General features: G+C 70.4%; 14 protein-coding genes. 11 read left to right on the top strand and 3 right to left on the bottom strand.

Annotated elements, in window-relative coordinates:
- The first annotated feature begins 34 nt into the window (after window positions 1–34).
- The 6 genes from ACFLIT_RS17075 to ACFLIT_RS17050 are packed head-to-tail and all read left to right on the top strand — an operon-like array spanning window position 35 to window position 6,321.
- Window positions 35–940: an alpha/beta fold hydrolase gene (locus tag ACFLIT_RS17075; RefSeq protein ID WP_479912466.1), complete on the top strand. Its 906-nt coding sequence runs from the start codon at window positions 35–37 to the stop codon at window positions 938–940.
- The gene (locus ACFLIT_RS17070) at window positions 940–2,151 is read left to right on the top strand and encodes a glycosyltransferase family 4 protein (protein ID WP_479912465.1); all 1,212 of its coding nucleotides are present in this window, start codon (window positions 940–942) and stop codon (window positions 2,149–2,151) included. Before ACFLIT_RS17075 ends, ACFLIT_RS17070 begins: the two co-directional genes overlap by 1 nt.
- On the top strand, window positions 2,148–3,296 hold the full coding sequence (locus ACFLIT_RS17065) for a glycosyltransferase family 4 protein (RefSeq protein ID WP_479912464.1): 1,149 nt from the start codon (window positions 2,148–2,150) through the stop codon (window positions 3,294–3,296). The genes ACFLIT_RS17070 and ACFLIT_RS17065 overlap by 4 nt, the downstream gene beginning before the upstream one ends.
- Entirely contained in the window at window positions 3,293–4,273 is a 981-nt protein-coding gene (locus tag ACFLIT_RS17060; RefSeq protein WP_479912463.1) for a hypothetical protein, read from the top strand. The genes ACFLIT_RS17065 and ACFLIT_RS17060 overlap by 4 nt, the downstream gene beginning before the upstream one ends.
- Window positions 4,270–5,385 (top strand): methyltransferase domain-containing protein, encoded by a 1,116-nt coding sequence (locus ACFLIT_RS17055; RefSeq protein ID WP_479912462.1) that lies wholly within the window; start codon window positions 4,270–4,272, stop codon window positions 5,383–5,385. The genes ACFLIT_RS17060 and ACFLIT_RS17055 overlap by 4 nt, the downstream gene beginning before the upstream one ends.
- Window positions 5,386–5,391: 6 nt before the next feature.
- The gene (locus ACFLIT_RS17050; protein ID WP_479912461.1) at window positions 5,392–6,321 is read left to right on the top strand and encodes a hypothetical protein; all 930 of its coding nucleotides are present in this window, start codon (window positions 5,392–5,394) and stop codon (window positions 6,319–6,321) included.
- Between the two features lie 78 nt (window positions 6,322–6,399).
- Here the strand turns inward: ACFLIT_RS17050 and ACFLIT_RS17045 are convergent, their stop codons facing one another.
- Window positions 6,400–7,695: a glycosyltransferase family 2 protein gene (locus ACFLIT_RS17045; RefSeq protein ID WP_479912460.1), complete on the bottom strand. Its 1,296-nt coding sequence runs from the start codon at window positions 7,693–7,695 to the stop codon at window positions 6,400–6,402.
- A gap of 125 nt (window positions 7,696–7,820) precedes the next feature.
- Between ACFLIT_RS17045 and ACFLIT_RS17040 the strand changes: the two genes are divergently transcribed.
- Window positions 7,821–9,290, top strand: coding sequence for a hypothetical protein (locus tag ACFLIT_RS17040; protein WP_479912459.1), 1,470 nt, complete (start codon window positions 7,821–7,823; stop codon window positions 9,288–9,290).
- Between the two features lie 7 nt (window positions 9,291–9,297).
- On the opposite strand, the gene ACFLIT_RS17035 is transcribed toward ACFLIT_RS17040, so the two are convergent.
- On the bottom strand, window positions 9,298–10,260 hold the full coding sequence (locus ACFLIT_RS17035) for a phytanoyl-CoA dioxygenase family protein (RefSeq protein WP_479912458.1): 963 nt from the start codon (window positions 10,258–10,260) through the stop codon (window positions 9,298–9,300).
- 146 nt (window positions 10,261–10,406) lie between these two features.
- Here ACFLIT_RS17035 and ACFLIT_RS17030 point away from each other — a divergent pair, with 146 nt between their 5' ends.
- Genes ACFLIT_RS17030 through ACFLIT_RS17020 form a run of 3 tightly spaced genes read left to right on the top strand, consistent with a single transcriptional unit; the run spans window position 10,407 to window position 15,549 of the window.
- Window positions 10,407–12,014: a glycosyltransferase family 2 protein gene (locus ACFLIT_RS17030; protein ID WP_479912457.1), complete on the top strand. Its 1,608-nt coding sequence runs from the start codon at window positions 10,407–10,409 to the stop codon at window positions 12,012–12,014.
- Window positions 12,011–13,057 carry a hypothetical protein gene (locus ACFLIT_RS17025; RefSeq protein ID WP_479912456.1) on the top strand — a complete coding sequence of 349 codons (1,047 nt, stop codon included), beginning with the start codon at window positions 12,011–12,013 and terminating at the stop codon, window positions 13,055–13,057. The genes ACFLIT_RS17030 and ACFLIT_RS17025 overlap by 4 nt, the downstream gene beginning before the upstream one ends.
- Entirely contained in the window at window positions 13,054–15,549 is a 2,496-nt protein-coding gene (locus ACFLIT_RS17020; RefSeq protein WP_479912455.1) for a hypothetical protein, read from the top strand. Before ACFLIT_RS17025 ends, ACFLIT_RS17020 begins: the two co-directional genes overlap by 4 nt.
- Here the strand turns inward: ACFLIT_RS17020 and ACFLIT_RS17015 are convergent.
- Window positions 15,543–16,514 carry a phytanoyl-CoA dioxygenase family protein gene (locus tag ACFLIT_RS17015; RefSeq protein WP_479912454.1) on the bottom strand — a complete coding sequence of 324 codons (972 nt, stop codon included), beginning with the start codon at window positions 16,512–16,514 and terminating at the stop codon, window positions 15,543–15,545. The genes ACFLIT_RS17020 and ACFLIT_RS17015 overlap by 7 nt on opposite strands.
- 158 nt (window positions 16,515–16,672) lie before the next feature.
- On the opposite strand from ACFLIT_RS17015, the gene wecB reads away from it, so the two are divergent.
- Window positions 16,673–18,049, top strand: a 1,377-nt coding sequence (gene wecB, locus ACFLIT_RS17010; protein ID WP_479912453.1) for a non-hydrolyzing UDP-N-acetylglucosamine 2-epimerase, incomplete at its 3' end; no start/stop codon positions are given.

The following is an 18,049-nucleotide window of genomic DNA, read 5'->3' as shown; positions in this document are numbered from 1 at the left end:
TGCGCCTAGGTTGCGGGCCGAACGGAGGATCGGCATGGACGCCGCCGTATTTCACGAGCCCCGGCGCCGCTTCATCGCCATCGACAGCCCGGCCGGCGGCGGCGAGCTGGCGGCGCTGGACTTCGGCCCGCAGGAACGCCCGGTCGATATCCTGTTCCTTCACGCCAACGGCTTCAACGCCCTGACCTACCGTTCGATCCTGTCGCCGCTGGGCGCGGGGCTGCGCGTGCTCGCCGTCGACCAGCGCGGCCACGGCCTGTCGCGTCTGGCCGCCGAGCCGGAGGGTCGTCGCAGCTGGAGCGATCTCGCCGCCGACGCGGTGGCCCTGATCGATGCGCTCGATCAGCCGCCGATGGTGCTGGCGGGCCATTCCATGGGGGCCGTCGTCGCCCTGCTGGCCGCTGAGCAGCGCGCCGAGGCGGTGAAGTCCCTGGTGCTGTTCGAGCCGGTGATCCTGCCGCCGCTCGCCGCCTTCGTCGCCCGCACGCCATTCGGGCCGGCGCTGTTCGGCCGTGCGCCGATCGTCAAGGCCGCCCTGCGCCGCCGTCGGACCTTCGCCGATCGAATGACCGCGATCGGCGCCTATCGCGGTCGCGGCGCCTTCCGCACCTGGCCCGAGGGCATGCTGGCCGACTACGTGGTCGGCGGCCTGGTCGATGCGCCGGACGGCGGCGTCGCCCTGGCCTGTGCGCCGGAGTGGGAGGCCTCGAACTATGCGGCCCAGGGGGCGGACGTGCGCGGCGCGCTGGCGCGGACGATGAAGCCTATCGAGATCTTCGCCGGAACGACCGGTTCGACCTGCCTCGTCGGTGAGGGCTTCACGCGTCGCCATCGGCATGTGAGCTTGACCTCGGTCGACGGCGCCAGCCACTTCCTGCCGATGGAGCGCCCCGGCCTGGTGCGCGACGCCCTGATCGACGCCGCGGACGACGAACTCTAGTGATCTCGAAACTCTTCGGCGCGCGACGCCCCCAAGGCCGGCCCGAGGGCCGTCCCGGCAAGGTCGTCTTCGCCTCCTACGGCCTGTTCGATTCCAACAGCGCCGGCCACGTGGCCGGGTTCGCCGACGGTCTGGTCGATCTCGGCTATCGGGTGGCGGTGTGCGGCGGCGGCTGGCCGGAGCGCGCCTATGCGTTCGGCGATCCGAAGTTCGAGTTCTTCACCCTGGCCGACCTGACGCGCGATCCCGAGGGCGTGCTGGCCTTCGACGGCGACTTCGACCCCCAGGCCACCACCCTGATGTGCTGGACCCCGCGTGAGAGCGTGCGCCGCGCCGTGGCCCCGGTCATCGACCGCTGGAAGCTGCCCTATCTCGTCCACCTGGAAGACAACGAGGCCCATATCGCCGAGCGGGCCTTGGCCCGCATGGGCGGCGGCCGGCCCGATCCCTTCCCCGCCGGCCTGACCGATCCGGAGCGGATCGACGATTTCCTCGGCGGGGCCGCCGGCATCACCGTCATCGCCGAACCGTTGAAGACGGTCACGCCTCCGCATGTGCCGACCGAGCTGCTGGAGCCGGGCGTCGATTACGATCTCTTCGCCCAGCCGCTCGACCCGCTGCGCAAGGCGACCTTGCGGCGGTGGGCCGGCGTGCCGGAGGGCGCGTCGGTGATCGTCTATTCCGGCAATGTCCACGCCTCGAACCTTGAGGAGATGCGGGCGCTCTACGAGGCGATCTGGGCGCTGCGCGGCCGTGGCCACCATCTGGTGCTGGTGCGGACCGGCATCGACGACAGCGACGCCAGCTTCCTGCAGGCCGGGCCCAACGAGGGGGTGCACAAGCTGGGTCACCTGGAGCGGCGCATCCTGATCGACGTGGTGCGTTCGGCCGACCTGTTCGTGCAGCCGGGCGGGCCGGGGCCGTTCAACGACTATCGCCTGCCGTCGAAGCTTCCGGAGTTCATGGCCACCGGCAAGCCTCTGGTCACCTCGGCGACCAACCTTGGGGTCTATCTGACCGACGGCGTCGACGCCCTCCTGCTGCGCGACAGCTCGGCGGAGGAGATCGCCGGCCATCTCGACCGCCTGCTCGGCGACGCCGCCTTCGCCCGGCGGCTCGGCAAGGCGGGGCAGGCCTTCGCGCGCGAGCGGTTCCGCTGGCCCGACCAGGCCCGCAAGCTTGACGCCTTCCTGCGGCGGGTGACGGCGTGAGCAGGCTCGTCGTCGGGTTGCCCTTCGATTTCCAGTCGCGCTGGGTGGGCGGCGTCTACTACGTCCGCAACCTGGTGCTGGCGTTGAAGCTGCTGCCGGCCGCGCGCCAGCCGGCCCTGGTCTCGATCGGCAACCTTTCGGGTTTCGACTATCTGCGCGAAGCCACCGGCTACAAGCCGCTGCGCCACGCCTATCCCACCGCCGTGCGCCGCGTGCCGCCGGGCGGCCGGGGGGCGGTGAAGCAGTCGGACGAGGTCGACGTGGTGCTGCTGGGCGGCGTGCCGGGCGCGGAGGATCGGTCCATTCCCTGGATCCCGGACTTCCAGGAGGAGCACTTCCCTGAGTTCTTCGACCTGCGGGAGATCGAGGGCCGGCGGACGCGCAACAACGCCTGGTTCGCCGGCTCGCGCCACGCCATGGTCTCCAGCCAGGACGTCGCGAACGACCTCAAGCGCTTCTATGGCCAGCACGGCAACCTGGTGCACGTCGTCCCGTTCGCCAGTTTCGTCGAGGATGAATTGAAGGGCGTGGATGTCGCCGGCGCGCCGGCCCGCTATGGCCTGACCCAGCCCTACATCCTCGTCGCCAACCAGCTTTGGCGGCACAAGAACCACGCCATCGTCCTGCGCGCGTTGGCCGAGCTGGCCCCCGGCGAGCCCGCGCCGTTGGTCGTGTTCACCGGCAAGGAGGACGATTACCGCAACCCCGACTTCGCCCCATCGGTGAAGGCCTATGCCGAAGAGCGCGGCGTCGCCCACCGCCTGCGCTGGCTAGGCTTCATCCCGCGCGGCGACCAACTGGCCCTGATGAAGAACGCCCGCGTGGTGATCCAGCCGTCGCTCTGCGAAGGCTGGTCGACGGTGATCGAGGACGCCAAGGCGCTGGGCGTGCCCGTCGTCGCCTCCGACATCGCGGTCCACCGCGAGCAACTGCCGCGCGGCCTGTTCTTCCATCCGCACGACGCCCAAGGCCTGGCGAGCATCATCCGCCAGTATCGGGACAAGCCGCCGCGCCTCCGGCCGGTGAACTACGCCGCCGCCAAGCGGCAGTTCGCCGAGAGGCTGATGCGGATGATCGAGACGGCGGCGGGCGAGTTCGAGGCCGCGCCGCGCCTGATGATGCGTTCGCCGGTGATCCCCCGATGAGCGGCTACGTAACCCCCGGCTTGTGGGACGAGGCGGAACTGGCCCGCGAGATCGAGGCGGCCGTCGCCGGCGACGGGCCGATCGTGGTGGGGCCGTGGCTCTCCGAGGTCGGCTTCGAGCTGCTTTACTGGATCCCCTTCGTGGCGGCGCTCTGCGAGCGGCATGGCGTCGATCCCGCCCGCCTGACGGTGGTCTCGCGCGGCGGCGTCGCCAGTTGGTACGCGGGCCTGGCCGACCGCTATGTCGAGGTTTTCGACCACTGCACGGCCGACGACTTCCGCATCGCCGGCGAGCAGCGCCAGGCGCGGCAGGCCGGCAGCCAGAAGCAGTTCCACGTCGACCCCTTCGACCTTTCGCTGCTGGAGCGGATGGGTCTAGCCGGATCGCGCCTGCTGCATCCGAGCCTGATGTACCGCGCCTTCCATCCCTACTTCGCCGGCCACCGGCCGCAGGCCTTTCTGCGCGAGCACCTGAAGTTCACCCCGGCGACGGCGCCCGACCATCCGGTGCTGGCTGAGCTGCCGACGTCATACGCGGTGGTGAAGTTCTATACGCGCCCGTCCTTCCCCGCCGACGCCGCCAATCGCGCGCTGGTCGAGGGATACGTGCGGCGGCTGGCCGAGCGGCAGCCGGTGGTGGTGCTCGATCATCCTCACGCCGTCGATGACCACGGCCATTTCGGCATCGCGGCTGGTGCGAACGTGCACCATGTCGGCGCCGCCATGGCCCTGGCCGACAACCTCGGCCTGCAGACGGCGGTGTTGTCGCGGGCCAGCATGTTCACGGGGACCTACGGCGGCTTCTGCTACCTGCCGATGCGCCTGGGCAAGCCGGCCATCGGGCTGATGTCGCGGTCGGACCGGGTGATCGGGGTGCACGGCGCCGCGCTGTTCGGCATGTCCGAAGCCCTGGACGGCAGCCTCACCTTGCTGCAAGCCGACGCCTTCCGGCACTTCGCAGATCTCTGGACCGCATGATCCTCGGCTTCGACGACCTGATCCCCCTGCGCGGCAAGGTGACCCTGGTGGACGGCGGGTTCGACCCGCTGCACGCGGGGCATGTGGCCTACTTCAACGCCGCCAAGGCCCGGGGCCTGCCGGTGCTCTGCAATGTGGCGCCTGACAGCTATATCGCGACCAAGCACGCGGTGCTGCTGCCGCAGGACGCCCGCTGCCAGGTGATCGACGCCTTCGAGGCCGTCGCCTACGTGCATCCCTCGCAGGGAACGACGGCGGCGGTGCTGGAGCAGCTGCGGCCGGCGATCTTCTTCAAGGGCAACAGCTGGAACGGCGTGCTGCCGCCGGAAGAGACGGCGATCTGTGAAAAGTACGGGATCGAGATCGTATTCGCCGACACCGTGCTGGACAGCTCGTCCAAGCGCCTGGCCGACTGGCAGAATCTGCCCGGCCGGGTGGCCGAGTTCGAGACCTTCCTGCACGAGCAGACCTCGGCGGCGGCGGAGGTCTACAACGCCGCCTATTTCCATGACGACTGGCGGCGCGACACCGGCGGCGACTACACGGTGGAGGCCCGCCGCAGGTTGGAGGGGCGTAATCCCGAGCTGATCCGCGACGTGTTCGAGGCCAGGCGCGTGCTCGACCTCGGCTGTGGGCCGGGGGCGCTGATGTACCTGCTGCACGAGCTGGGCGTGGAGGCCGACGGGGTCGACTTCGCCCCGGCCTCGAAGGACATCGCTCCGCCCGAGGTGCGCGAACGCATCTTCATCGGCTCGGCCGTCGACGTGGCGCTGCCGGACGACGCCTACGATCTGGTCATCTGCCGCGAGGTGATCGAGCACCTGACGGTGCTGGAGGCGCAGAAGGCGGTGCAGAACATGTGCCGCATCAGTGGCCGGTTCGTGTACGCCACCACCCGCTTCCATCCGAGCCCGCGCGACCTGTTCGACGTGACCACCGAGTTCGACGTCGACCCGACCCATATCACCCTGATGAACATGCAGATGCTGCGGTTGATGTTCGTGCTGCAGGGCATGCGGCGCCGGCCGGACCTGGAGGCGCGGATGGACTGGCTGAACAAGGGGCGCGTGCTGGTCTATGAGAAGCCGCAAGCCGCGGGCGCGGCGGAGTAGGGCGTTTTGGACAGCATTCTTGGCTACCACATGAACCCGCTGACCTGCGGGGTGGCGCGCTTCAACCGGGCGCTGGGCGACCAGACGGGCCTGGCGGTGCACCAGATGTTCTCGGCCGAAGCGCAGGCGGCCGACAATCCGCTGCTGTCGTTCAAGGTTTCCGAGATGCCGTCGGCGGCGCTGGCGCGGCTGGAAGCCCTGATCGAGGACGAGGCCCTGTGGCCGGGGCTGCGCCTGTTCTTCCACGACTATTCGCATTCGGCGGTCGAGGCGCGGCTGATCGCGCGGGCGACCAAGGTCTATTGCGGCAACCCGGCCCTGGCGGCCGAGCTGTCGCCGATGCATCCGAACGTGGTCGAGGCCTGGTGCCCGGGCTATCTCTTCGAGTCGCGCGAGTTCGACGCCGAGGCCGAGGTGCGCATCTACACCTTCGGCATGGCCCACAAGCTGAGGGCCGACTACTTCTACCGCCTGCACGAGATGCTGGAGGCCACCGGCAAGCGCTATGTGGTCTATGTCTCGGCGGCGATACACGAGGACACCTCGCTCGACGACAGCTTCACCGCCGCCTACGAGGAGCTGCGGGCGATCTTCGGCGACAAGGTGTTCTTCCTGGGCTTCGTGTCCGACGCCGCCCTGCACGCCTTCCTCAAGACCTGCACCTATTTCGCCGCCTTCTTCCAGACGGGCGTGCGCGCCAACAACTCCAGCGTCTCCACCGCCATGCAGGCGGGGGCGGCGGTGCTGACCAACCTGGACGCCGACTCGCCGCCCGGCTTCCGCCATCTGGAGAGCGTGGTCGACATCCTGCAGTGCGACGGCGCCCTGCCGCTCGACCCGGCGCTGCTGGCGCGGGTGGCCGAGAACGGCAAGGCAGCGGCCGAGGCGATCGGCTGGTCGCCGCTGCTGGCGCTGTTCGCGCGGGAAGAGGGCTAGAGTCTTTTTAGCTGGCTTAGATGGTTCCATCTAAGCCAGCTAAAAAGACTCTACTTTCTTGCATTTGGAGCGCGCGGGTCAGCCGCGTACAGCTAACTCTAACGCGCTCGAGCGGACGGTCGCGAACCGTTCGCGCATCCGGTCGGCCCAGCGCTCCCAGTGCGGCTGGTAGATCGGGTTCAGGCCGGGGGGCGCCAGATCGAAGCCGGTTAGGCGGAGGTCGGCGTCGAGCCGGGCGACGGCGAGATGGGGAAAGGCCCCGGAGACGACCGGCGGTGGGCCGCCATCGCGCACCACCAGGATATCGAGATTGGCCGCGTCGACTGGCGAGGCGTCGGGCAGGAAGCGCGTGGCCCATTCGTTGGCTCGCGCCAGGCGATGAACGAAGAGCTCGATCGCGGTCGGCGATGCGGTCGTCGCGCCGGCCAGGCCGACAATGAACGGTCGGCCGTGGAACGAGCCGTCGTCGTCGCCGAGGGCGGCGAAATAGGCGGTGGCGATGTCGTCGCCGAAGCGCTCGAACAGGCGGCGGATATTGCCGCGGCGCTGGCGCGCGCGGAGTTCGGGGTCGACGGTGTTCTGGGTGGCGTTCTTGCCGTGGAAGGCGGCCAGGTGATTGGCGCTGATCACCGGCCGGCCGGTAGCGCGGCGCAGGCTGAGGCAGAGATCGACGTCTTCCAGGCCGTAGTGGTAGCCCTCGTCGAAGCCGCCGGCCGCCTCGAAGTCGGACTTCCGGCAGAGGAACAGCGCCGCCGTCACCGCCGGGAAGACGGCGGGCCGGGTGGCCAGCAGGCCGTCGTTGGGGCTCGGCTTGGCGTTGAACGGCAGGATCAGGCCGTCGTCGAGCGACCACAGGTAGCGCACCCCGATGTGGTTCAGACGCGGCTGCCGCAGGGAGATCGGCGCGTCTCCATAGAGCTTCAGCCCGACGCCGCTGACCGCCTCAGTCAGTTGGGTGACCATGCCCGGCAGGACGTCGCTGTCGAAGACGAGGTCGTTGTTGGCGAACAGCAGCAGGTCGCCCTGGGCGAAGCGGGCCGCCTTGTTGCACGAATTCGAGAAGCTGAAGTTCGCGCCGCGCTGCACGATCCGGATCGGCGGCGTTCCGGCCAGGGCGTCGAGGCGGGCGATGGTGTCGTCGGTGGAGCCGTGCTCGATGACCACGAACTCGACGTCGGGATAGGTGTTGCAGACCGCGAAGCTGGCGATCATCCGCTCGATGAGCGCCGCGCCGTTGAGGGTCAGCACCAGGATCGAGACCTTGGGCCGGGCCTGCGCCGGGGGGACATCGGAACGGTGCAATGCGCGCGTGGCAGGCCGGGGATCGGCCGCCTGGTCGAATCGGTAGGGTTTTCCCAAGGGCGGCTTCGTCATGGCGCTACTCCTACCCCGCGCGTCTCACGGATATCCACCCGAATAGGCCCGGCGATGGCGGATGGCCGGTGCATGCCGTAGAGGGGGGGGGGCCGCGAACCGGCTGCGTCGCGCCTTCGGTCGTCATGAAGATCCTCGTCGTCCTCCACCTGTTCAGCCACACGCGGCATTTCCACCGGGTCTTCGAAACCCTGCTGGCGCGCGGCCACAGCCTGAAGATCGTCGGGCTGAACGTACTGCAGGGCCAGGCGGCCGAGGTGGAGCCTCCCGGCCACGCCGCGCATATCGAGGGCATCAACTACGCCTTGCCGCCGCCACCGCGCACCGACGCCTGGGGCCGGCGGCTGGAAGGCCTTCGCGGCTCGCGCAATCTGCTGCTCTATGGCCACCCGCGCTTTCGCGGCGCTGACCTGTTTCGCGACCGTGCCGCCCAGTTCGCCGCGCCGCTGATCCGCCTGCTGGCGCCGCGCGCCGGCGGCGGCGAACATCCGCGTCTGGCCCGCATGCTCGGCGCCCTGGAGGCGGCCGCGCCGCTCGACCCGGCCATCGTCGAGCGCCTTCGCAACGAGGCGCCGGACGTGCTGCTGGTCTCGCCGCTGATCTTCAACGAGATGCTCAGCCTCAACGACTGGGTGAAGGCCGCCCACATGCTGGGCGTGCCGGTCGGCTTTCCGGTGTTCAGCTGGGACAATCTGACGACCAAGGGCACTACCCAGGCGCTGCCTGACCGCGTCTTCGTGTGGAACGACACCCAGGCCGACGAAGGCGTCACCCTGCACGGCTGGCCGCCTGAGATCGTCGAGGTGCTCGGCGCCTGGCGGTTCGACGAGCTGAAGGACTACCGGCCGAAGATGAGCCGCGAGGCTTTCTGCGCCAGCATCGGCTTCGACCCGGCCAAACCCCTGACCCTATACCTCGGCTCCTCGCCGATCGTCGCCCCGACCGAGGCTCGTTTCGTCGCCGAATGGCTGCGGGCCCTGCGCGCCGCGCCGGACCCTCGGGTGCGCGAAGCCGGGGTGCTGGTGCGGCCGCATCCGCGCAATCTCGTGGCCTGGCGGCAGGTCGACGACATCGCCGGCGCGCCCGGCGTGGCCCTGCAGCGGCCCGAGGAAGCCTCCTTGCTGCACACCGAGGACCTGTTCGAATTCCTCCATCATTGCGACGCGGTGGTCGGCCTGGTGACCTCGGCGATGATCGAGGCGGCGATCGCGGGCAAACCGGTCTATTCGGTGAAGACCTCGCTGGCCGGGACTGCGCAGGAGGCGGTGCACTTCGGCTACCTGACCAGCGTCGGCGGCGGGCTGGTGCACCTGGCGGAGACCTTCGAGGCGCATCTCGCCGACCTGGCGGCGCGGTTCGGCCAAGGGGCGGGGGAGACGCGGTCCGGCGCTTTCGTATCGGCCTTCGTCGGCGACTCGGGGGAGCAGACGACCGCCAGCAAGCGCCTCGCTGACGCCATCGAGCGCCTTGCGCGGACGCCGAAGACTCCGGCGACGCCAAAGGATGGAAGACTCGCGCGGGCGGCGCTGATCGCGCTGTCGGCGCTGGGCGTCCTGCCGGCCCGCACGCCCCCACCTGGGGCACCGCGCATTTAGCGCCGCTTCACCAGCAGGGCGCGACGGTGACCAGCAGCGCGCGGCGTTCGCCCTCACGGGTCGCGCCGCCCCGGTGGATGGTTTCAGGGTTGAACAGGTTTACCTGGCCCCGCGGGCCGATGCAGACGTCTTCCGCCGCCAGCAGGCGCTCGGCGTCCGGCGAACCGGCGATCATGTCGCCGCCGAACTCGGCCTTGACCTGATACTCCGGCGGCAGGGCCAGGAAGCCGCTGCGCCACTTGGCCGAGCGGGTGATGAACGGCGAGCGGTCGAAGGCGCGGCGCAGGATGCGGTCGCGCGAGCCTTCGTCCCAAAGATGCGATTGCGGCACGACGCCAAAGGGGCCTTGGTTCGGGCCGACGTCGCGCAGATAGATCACCGATTTGACGAAGCACTTGCCGTTGGAATCGATATGGAAGCCGGCGGTCGGCGGCGACGGATCGTCGAGATCGCGGAACAGCTTGTCGGTCCAGGCCTGCTTCGGCTGGTTGACCAGCGCCGCAACCGACTTGAGCTTGGCGCCGGGGGCGTGAAACAGCGTGCGGGTGGCGGCGAACACGCCGGTCGTCTCGAAGCCCCGATCGAGCTGGGCCCACAGCTTGGGGTGGTCGGGCTGGGACAGGGGGCGATGGGCGTCGCGATAGCGAATCGGCTCGCCGGCGCCGCGGGCGGCTCCCAGGCCGGTCAAAATCTCGTCGATCACCGGCTGAACCGAGGCTTCGATGGCGTCGACTTCGGCGGACGGCAGCCACGCTTTGCCGGCACCCTCGGCGGCCAGTTTGCCGGCCAGGCCGTTGTCGGCACCGTAGCGGTAGCCGAAGCGCGCCTGACGCTCGGCCTCGACCGCGGCCATTTCGTCGACGATCGGCCGCAACTGTTCGAGCATGCTTGCCGCCAGGGCGTCATTGGCGGTCAGCATGCCGCCATAGGCCGGGTGGTTCGCATAATCGATACGCGGAAGCTGTTGCATCCTTGACCCCATAGGCGCCGCTGCCGATCATGGCTCGCAAACGGCGAAGCGTGCGCCTTAACCGAAGGCGTTGCTTTTATTGCGCGAACCAGTCCCGGACAACAAACTGACCCCGCGAGATTTGACGATTGGCAAGAGGCGGCCGCATGGCTGGTGACCTGAGCGTGGTGGAGGCCGAGCGGGTCGCCGCTGCCGCTGTCTATGCGCCGGGCGTCTCGATCGTCATCTGCACCTACAATCGCCGGCCGCTGCTGCAGGCGATGATCGACAGCCTGCTGCCGCAGATGCCGGTGGCCTATCCGCTGGAAGTGTTGATTGTCGACAACAACTCATCGGACGACACGGCCGCCTACGGCCGCGCCCTTGAGGCCGAACACCCGGGCCTAGTGCGCTATGTGTTCGAGGGCCGCCAGGGCCTGTCCTACGCCCGCAACACCGGTTGCGCGGCGGCGCGGCTCGGCTTTCTGCTCTATCTCGACGACGACGCCACCCTGCCCGAGCACTACATGCAGGTACTCGGGCAGGAATTGGGCGCGCACGACCCCGACTTCTTCGGCGGTCCGCTCTATCCCGCCTACGCTGACCCCAAGCCGGACTGGTTCCCCGAGAGCCTGGAAATCCGGAAGAAGGCTTCGGTGTCGGGCTTCTCCAACAATCTGTCGCTGACCGGCGCCAATTACGGCGTGCGGAAATCGGTTCTGGAGCGGGTCGGCGGGTTCGACCCGGCCTACGGCATGGCGGGCGGCAAGGTGGGGATGCTGGAGGAGCGGCTGGTCATGGAGACATACCGGCGGATCACCCCGGCCCGCGAGCAGAAGGTCTACTACTGCCTAGAGACCTTCATCCTCAACCACACCCCGGCCAGCCGCATGCGCACGGGCTTCCAGCTCAAGCGCATCTGGATCGCCAACGAGGGGTTCGTCCGCTGGTGCCTGGAGGGCGGGGTGCGCTCGCCCGGCATCCTGTTCCGCCAGATCTGGCGCGCCTTCTGGGGCGAGGTCGGCGCGGTCGCCCGCGCGGCGCCGCGGCTGTGGCGCGAGCGCAAGGCCAAGGCCGAGGCGCCGATGCTGGCGCTGGTGAAGCTGACCTACCGGGCGGCCGATCTCGTGGGCGCCCTGCGCTTCTTCCTCGGCGACTTCGGCAGGACCCGCGCCCGGCGCGAGGCGGAAGGCGTGGAGGACCGCCCGCTGCAGGTCCTGCTGCTGACCCATCGCATCGGCGACAAGACGCCGAACGAGGCGGGCGAACTGGCGGCCTTCGACAAGGTGGTCGGGGGGCTGGCCGAGGTCGAGACCATCGTCATGCCCAGCGGCGCCGACGATGCCATCCGCAAGCTGGTGGGAGACCTGAACCTGCGGGCCAAGGATCTGGTGGTGAGCGACAGTGCCAAGGCGGTGCGGGCGATCAGCGCCCTGCGCGGCTCGCGGCCGCATCTGCAGATCGTGCTCTGGGCCCGGAACCCCAAGGAGCTGAACGCCCTGAAGAGCTGGCGGCACCTATGGGACAAGCGCAAGGGCTTCCCCGCCAAGCTGAAGCGCGACCGGGCGCTGTTCGAGTGCGCCGATCAGGTGGCCTGCAACGCCGACTGGCTGGCCGCGCCCCTGGCCCGGACCCTGCTGCCCATGCGCCGTCAGGTGGTGCTGCCGCCCGCGCCTAAGGACGACAATCCCGCCGTGCTCGCCGCCATCGAGGCGGGCTGGCGCGGCGTGCTGGACGAGGCGCGGCTGTGGTCGCCACGCAGGCTGGCGCCGTGACCGCCGCTTCCGCTCCGGAGGTGACGCTGATCACCGTCGGCATCGGCAAGCATTATGGCTATCTGCGCCGCCAGCCGGGCCTGATCGCCGCGCTAAACCCGGGCGCCGACTTTCGCATGGTGATGGTCGACAATGGCTTTTCCAGCGCGCCGCTGGCGATCGACGATCCGCGCGTCGAGGTGTTGCCCGGTCCGGCGTCGGACGCGGCCCTGCCGGAGGATGTGCGCGGCAGCTATCACCACGCGGCCGCCCTGGCGGTGGCGCTGAAAGCGGTGCGCAGCCGCTTCGTGGCGGTGATCGACCCGGATCTGTTCGTTGTCTACCGACGCTGGATTCCCGAGATTCTGCAGCACATGCAGGCGCGGGGCCTCGCCTTCTTCGGCGCGCCCTGGCACGTGCGCTGGTTCCGCAAATGGCGCGGCTTTCCCTGCGTGCACTTTCTGGTCATCGACCTGGACAAGGTCGACCGCTCGGCGATCGATTTCACGCCGGCCCTGGTCGAGGACCGCCGCCTCAGCGTCTCCCCGTTCAACCGGTTCCTCCGCGGCGCCTGGCCGGGCCTTTACGCCCGCGCCCTGATCGAGACGCGCCGCGATACGGGTTGGAAGCTGGCGTCGAGATTCAGCGGCGATCCGCAGCGGCCGCACGAGACCCTGCTGCCGATCAGCGACATCGCCGAGGACTTCAAGAAGCCGCCGCATGTGCGTACGCCGTGGGGGCGCTGGCTGGAACGCCTGGTCCCCAGCCAGTGGCGCTTCCTGCCCAAGGACGGAACCTATGTCGCGTCGGAGGATGGGCCGGATCTGTCGCGACCGGATCTGATCGCCCTGGCCCCCGAAACCTTCGTCTGGCGGGGCGCTCCGTTCGCCATGCACATGCGCCACCACGCGCGGGATTTCGGCGAAGAGACGGCGGATATCCCCGTCGATCCGGCGCTGGTCGAGGGGCTGCTCGACCAGATCGCCGCCGCGCCCTCGTGGCTGACCTGGACCGATCCCGTGGCTCGCCGCGCTCCGGCGAAAACACCGGCGGAGGTCTCGTGACCGCGCCCCGCCCGCCTGAGCGCGCCCCGAGGCGCATCGTGTTCGGCCTGACCGGCCGTGCGGCCCTGGAGTCGGTGCGGGCGCTAGCGGCGGCGCTCAAGGCGCGTGGTCTGTCCGTCCACCTGGCTTTCGACGACGCGCCGCCGCACGACGCCGCCCAGAGCCTGCTCGACGCCTGCCCGAATCTCACGGTCGGAAGGGCGCCGGGGCGCTCCGACGCCTGGGCGGACTTTACGCGCCAGCTGCGGCTTGACGGCCGGGCGGAGACCTTCGCCCGCGCGCCGGCCGACCCCGGCGTGGTCGCGGCCCTGCGCCAGCTTGACGCCGATCTCTATGTGACCACCGCGCCGGAAGACCCGTCCTCCACCCAGGCCGACTACCTGTTGGCCGCCCAGACGCTGGGCGTCCCCAGCCTTTGGCTGCCGCTGGACTGGACGCGGGACAAGCCCCTGGCCCAGGTCGATGCGGCGGTCGCCTGGAACGCCGACCATGCGCGGGATCTCGCCGCCGCCGGCGTTCCGGCCGACGAGATCCGCATCGTCGGCGCGCCGGCCTTCGACGCCTGGTTCGAGACCAGGACGACCACCTCGCGCCGCAAGGTGCTCGAACGGCTGGAGGCGCGGGACCTCTCGGCCTATGTCGTCTACGCCGCCGCGACCACCGAGGCCGTCGACCGGATCGAGCCCCGCGCCTTCCTGCAGTGGCTGGAGGCTCTCCGCGCCTCGCCCGACCAGCGCCTCGCCGCCCTGACCGTCCTGGTGCGCCCCGACGTGATCGACGGCGACGCTTGGCGCGATCTGGCCCTGTCCGATCCGCGCCTCGTGCGCCTGTCGGCCGGATCGCTGACTGAGCCGGGGATGAGCGACAAGTGGTACGCCTACGCCCTGGCTTTCGCCTCCGGCGTGGTGACGACGATGCCGACCGTCGCCCTGCAGGCCGCGATGGCCGGCCTGCGACCTGTGCTGCTGCCCAGCGAGGGCGGCGCGGCGATGCGCGCCGCAAGCCAGGCCTGTCGCCGGCTGTTCGACGATGGCCTGGTGATCGAGGCGGAAGACCTCCACGGCCTCAAGGCTCTCGGCGCCGTCCTCGAGCCGACCCCGCCGGAGCGGCCCCGCGACCCGCCGCCGGCGCTCGTGCGTTTTCTGAGGCCGATAGCGCCGGAAACGCCGGCGCTGACGCAGTTGGTCGAGGCCGTGGTCCACGGCGTCGCCGCCCCGGCGGCCAGGGCCGAAAAGGCGCCGCTCGACCTTTCCTTGGCGCTCCTGCGCTACCAGGCCGGCGTCGAATTCGTGCAGCAGGCGCGGGAACGACGACGGTTCGACGATCCGTCGTCGCCGCGCGTCGAGGGCGCCGGGGCCCGCTTCGGGGACGCCTTCGCCCGCCGTGTCTGGCCGGCCGCAGTCGCCGCAGCGCGCCATCTTTGGCCGGCGACCCGGCCCTTCTCCGGTCGGCTGCTCGACACCCAGCTCAATCCCGACGAACAGCGCCGCTTCGCCCGCGCTGAAGCCGCCGTCGCCGAGGCCCTGGCCGGCGACTGCCCCATCGTGGTCGGACCATGCCTGATGCCGGTGAGCCTCGAGATCGGCTACTGGCTACCCTTCCTGCGCTGGTTGCGGCGGCACTATCAGGTTGGTGCGCGGCGGGTGATCGTGCTCGGTCGCGGTGGGACCAGCGCTTGGTACGAGGGGATCGGCGACCGCTACGTCGATCTGCTCGACGTCATCTCGCCGACGGAATACCGCACCCACCTGGCGACCCTCGCCGGTCAGCATCGGGGGCGCTCACCGGTCGAACGGGCGCTGGAGCTTCGGCTGGCGCAGCAGGCGTCGGCCCGGCTTGGCGTCCGCCGGTTCAACCTGCTCTCGCCGTCGCTGATCTTCGACCTGTTCGACATGACCGGGCAGGACCTTCCGGGGCGTGTTCTGGCCGAGCATTTCACACGCTTCGACGTTTTGCGGCCGAACCCGGGCGCGGCTCGGCGAGTGCGCAAAAGCCTGCCCAAGCGCTACATCGCCGTGAAGTTCCACGCCAACGCCATGCTGGCGGAGACCAAGGCTAACCGGGCCTTCGTCGAGCACCTCGCCCACCGCCTCTCGGAGCGACATCCCGTGGTCGCCCTCGGGTCGCACGACACCCTGGACGGGGCGCGCGACTTCGTCATACCGCGCGGGGAGCGGATCATCCGCATCGATCCGATGCAGGACCCCGCGCATAATCTGGAGCATCAGGCGGCGGTCCTCGGGGGCGCCGAGATGGTGTTCGCCACCTATGGCGGCATCGGCCTGACGGCGGCGGCCATGGGGCAGCGGGTCTTCATGCTGGCCGATCGCGACGCGACCGCGCCGCCGTGGATGGATCTGGCCGAACGGGCGTGCGCGGCCTGGGGACCGCGCGCCAGCCGCCTCAACATCGACGACATGCCGGTGCTGGACTGGGTGGTTCCGCGCTACGCGCCCAAGACGCCGCCCCCAGGCCCGGACGGCGATCAGTAGACGGTGCGGATTGTCACCTGCACGACACGCCGCTCGCCGGACCGCACATTGCCGCCCCGATGGATCGCGTCGGGATCGAACAGATTGTAGAGCCCGCGCGGGCCGGTCGAGATCAGTTCTCGGTTCAGCAAGTCCTGCGTTTCCGGGGCGTCCGCGATCATGTCGCCGCCGAATTCGGCCTTGCTGCGCAGCTCCTCGGGCAGGGCCATCAGATGTCGGCGGGCGTCGCCGTGGCGCGACAGCAGCTTGGAGCGGTCGAAGGCCCGGCGGACCACGCGATCGCGGCTGCCCATCTCCCAGGTCTGGCTTTCCGGCACGATGCCGAGCGGCCCCTGATCGGGACCGACGTCATTCAGGTAGAGGATGGTCTTCAGGTAGCACTTGCCGTTGGAATCGATGTGGAAGCCGACGGTCTCGGGCGTTTGATGGTCGCAGTCGCGGAAGATGTTCCGCGCCCAGTCCTGGTTGTCCGGATTCAGGAACAGGGCCAACGAGTTGATGATGGCGTCCGAGCCGCTGAAATAGCTCCTGGCGGTTTCGAAAACGCCGGCGGCGCGCAGGGCGTCGTCGACGGCCGACCAGATCGCGGCGTCGGCCTCGGCGTCGAGGGTGCGGTGGACCGTTTTGAAGCTGACGGGCGCCCCGGTGGTTCCGGCGTTGCGGATGCCGGCGCGGAGGTCCTCGAAGATCGCCGCCGATTCCCGATCGATGCGGTCCATGGCGGCGGCGGGCAGGATGTCGCGGGTGATTCCGGAATCCACGAGTTCGCGCGCGCCCTGGGTCGTGGCGCCGAACCTGTAGCCGAAGCGGTCGACGCGCTGGCTCTCGATCATCGCCATGCGGTCGATCAGCGGCTGCAGCATGGCGAGGGCTTCGTCACGCGCGCCGGGCTCGTTCTCCGCGCCCGCGAATGGGGCGTAGGCCGGGTGGGCGGCATAGTCGATTCGGGGCAGGGTCGCGGACATCGGTTCTTCGTTCACTCGTCTCTCAGCCCATTACGATCCCGGTCGGTCCGGAACAATAGTCGGCCGCCTCGTGGAGCGGGCCGATCGGCCTGCTCGGCGCTTTGGGGTCTATGCGCCCGGCGCCGACTTGGGTATGCCCCCTCCGGTATGGGGCTGGCTTGATCTTGCGCAAGGTTCTCACCGTTTTCGGCACGCGGCCCGAGGCCGTGAAGATGGCGCCCGTGGTGCGCGCCGTATCGGCGGCCGAGGGCCTGGCCTCGGCCGTCTGCGTCACCGGCCAGCACCGGCAAATGCTCGATCAGATGCTCGGCTTCTTCGAAGTCGCCGCCGACCACGACCTGGCGGTCATGCGCCCCGCCCAGACCCTGCCGGGCCTGACGGCCCTGACCCTGGAAACCCTGACCCCCGTGCTGCAGACTGTGCGCCCCGATTGGGTGGTGGTGCAGGGCGACACCACCACCGCCATGGCCGCGGCGCTGGCCGCCTTCTACGCCAGGATTCCGGTGGCTCACGTCGAGGCGGGCCTGCGCACCGGGGACATCTATGCGCCGTTCCCCGAGGAGGTGAACCGCCGGATGATCGGCGTCGTCGCCGCCCTGCACTTCGCGCCGACTGAGACGGCGCGCGAGGCCCTGCTGGCCGAGGGCGTCGATCCGACCAAGATCGTGCTGACCGGCAACACCGGCATCGACAGCCTGTTCTGGACCCTGGAGCGCGTGCGCGACGGCCGGGTGCGGCCGCCGGCCGAGGTGGAGCCGCTCATCGACGGTAAGCGCCTGGTCCTGGTCACCGCCCACCGGCGAGAGAACTTCGACGGCGGCCTGCAGGAGATCGCCGCAGCCCTCAAGACCATCGCCGCCGGCCGCCCCGACGTCGCCATCGTGCTGCCGGTGCATCCCAATCCCAGCGTGAAGGGGCCTCTGGAGGCCCTGCTGGCCGGCGTGCCGGGCGTGCATCTGATCGCGCCGGTCGACTACGGCCCCTTCGTCGCCCTGATGGACCGCGCCGAACTGATCCTCACCGACAGCGGCGGCATCCAGGAGGAGGGCGGGGCCATGGGCAAGCCGATGCTGGTCATGCGCGAGGTGACCGAGCGCCCCGAGGCCGTGGCCGCCGGCGTCGCCCGCCTGGTCGGGGCGCGGGCCGACCGCATCGCCGGCGAGGCGCTGACCCTGCTGGGCGATTCCGCCGCTTACGCGGCCATGGCCCGGCCGACCGCCTTGTTCGGCGACGGCCGCGGGGGGGGGGGGGGGGGCGCCCCCCCCGCGGCCGGGGGGGGGGGGGGGGGGGGGGGGGCCGGGGCGGGCGGGGGGGGGGGGGGGGGGGGGCCCCCCGCCCCCCGCCCCCCCGCCCCCCCCCCCCCCCCCCCCCCCGGCGCGGGGGGGGGGGGGGGGGGGGGGGGGGGGGGGGCGGGGGGCCGGGCGGGGGCGCGGCGGGGGCCCCCCCGCCGCGGCCCCCCCCCGCCCCACCCCAGCCCCCCCCAGGCCCCGCCACCCGGCGGGGGGGGCGCGCGGGCGGGCGCCGGGCGGGGCGGG

Source organism: Caulobacter sp. HJHS_5 (genome assembly GCF_056683955.1).
Note: the sequence above shows the minus strand (reverse complement) of the source record. Positions and strands in the feature narration are given on the sequence as shown.

Bases quoted from the DNA above. Each gene is read 5' to 3' on its own strand.
- ACFLIT_RS17075 (WP_479912466.1), top strand. From the start codon at position 35: ATGGACGCCGCCGTATTTCACGAGCCCCGGCGCCGCTTCATCGCCATC.
- ACFLIT_RS17060 (WP_479912463.1), top strand. From the start codon at position 3,293: ATGAGCGGCTACGTAACCCCCGGCTTGTGGGACGAGGCGGAACTGGCC.
- ACFLIT_RS17055 (WP_479912462.1), top strand. From the start codon at position 4,270: ATGATCCTCGGCTTCGACGACCTGATCCCCCTGCGCGGCAAGGTGACC.
- ACFLIT_RS17045 (WP_479912460.1), bottom strand. From the start codon at position 7,695: ATGACGAAGCCGCCCTTGGGAAAACCCTACCGATTCGACCAGGCGGCC.
- ACFLIT_RS17040 (WP_479912459.1), top strand. From the start codon at position 7,821: ATGAAGATCCTCGTCGTCCTCCACCTGTTCAGCCACACGCGGCATTTC.
- ACFLIT_RS17035 (WP_479912458.1), bottom strand. From the start codon at position 10,260: ATGCAACAGCTTCCGCGTATCGATTATGCGAACCACCCGGCCTATGGC.
- ACFLIT_RS17030 (WP_479912457.1), top strand. From the start codon at position 10,407: ATGGCTGGTGACCTGAGCGTGGTGGAGGCCGAGCGGGTCGCCGCTGCC.
- ACFLIT_RS17015 (WP_479912454.1), bottom strand. From the start codon at position 16,514: ATGTCCGCGACCCTGCCCCGAATCGACTATGCCGCCCACCCGGCCTAC.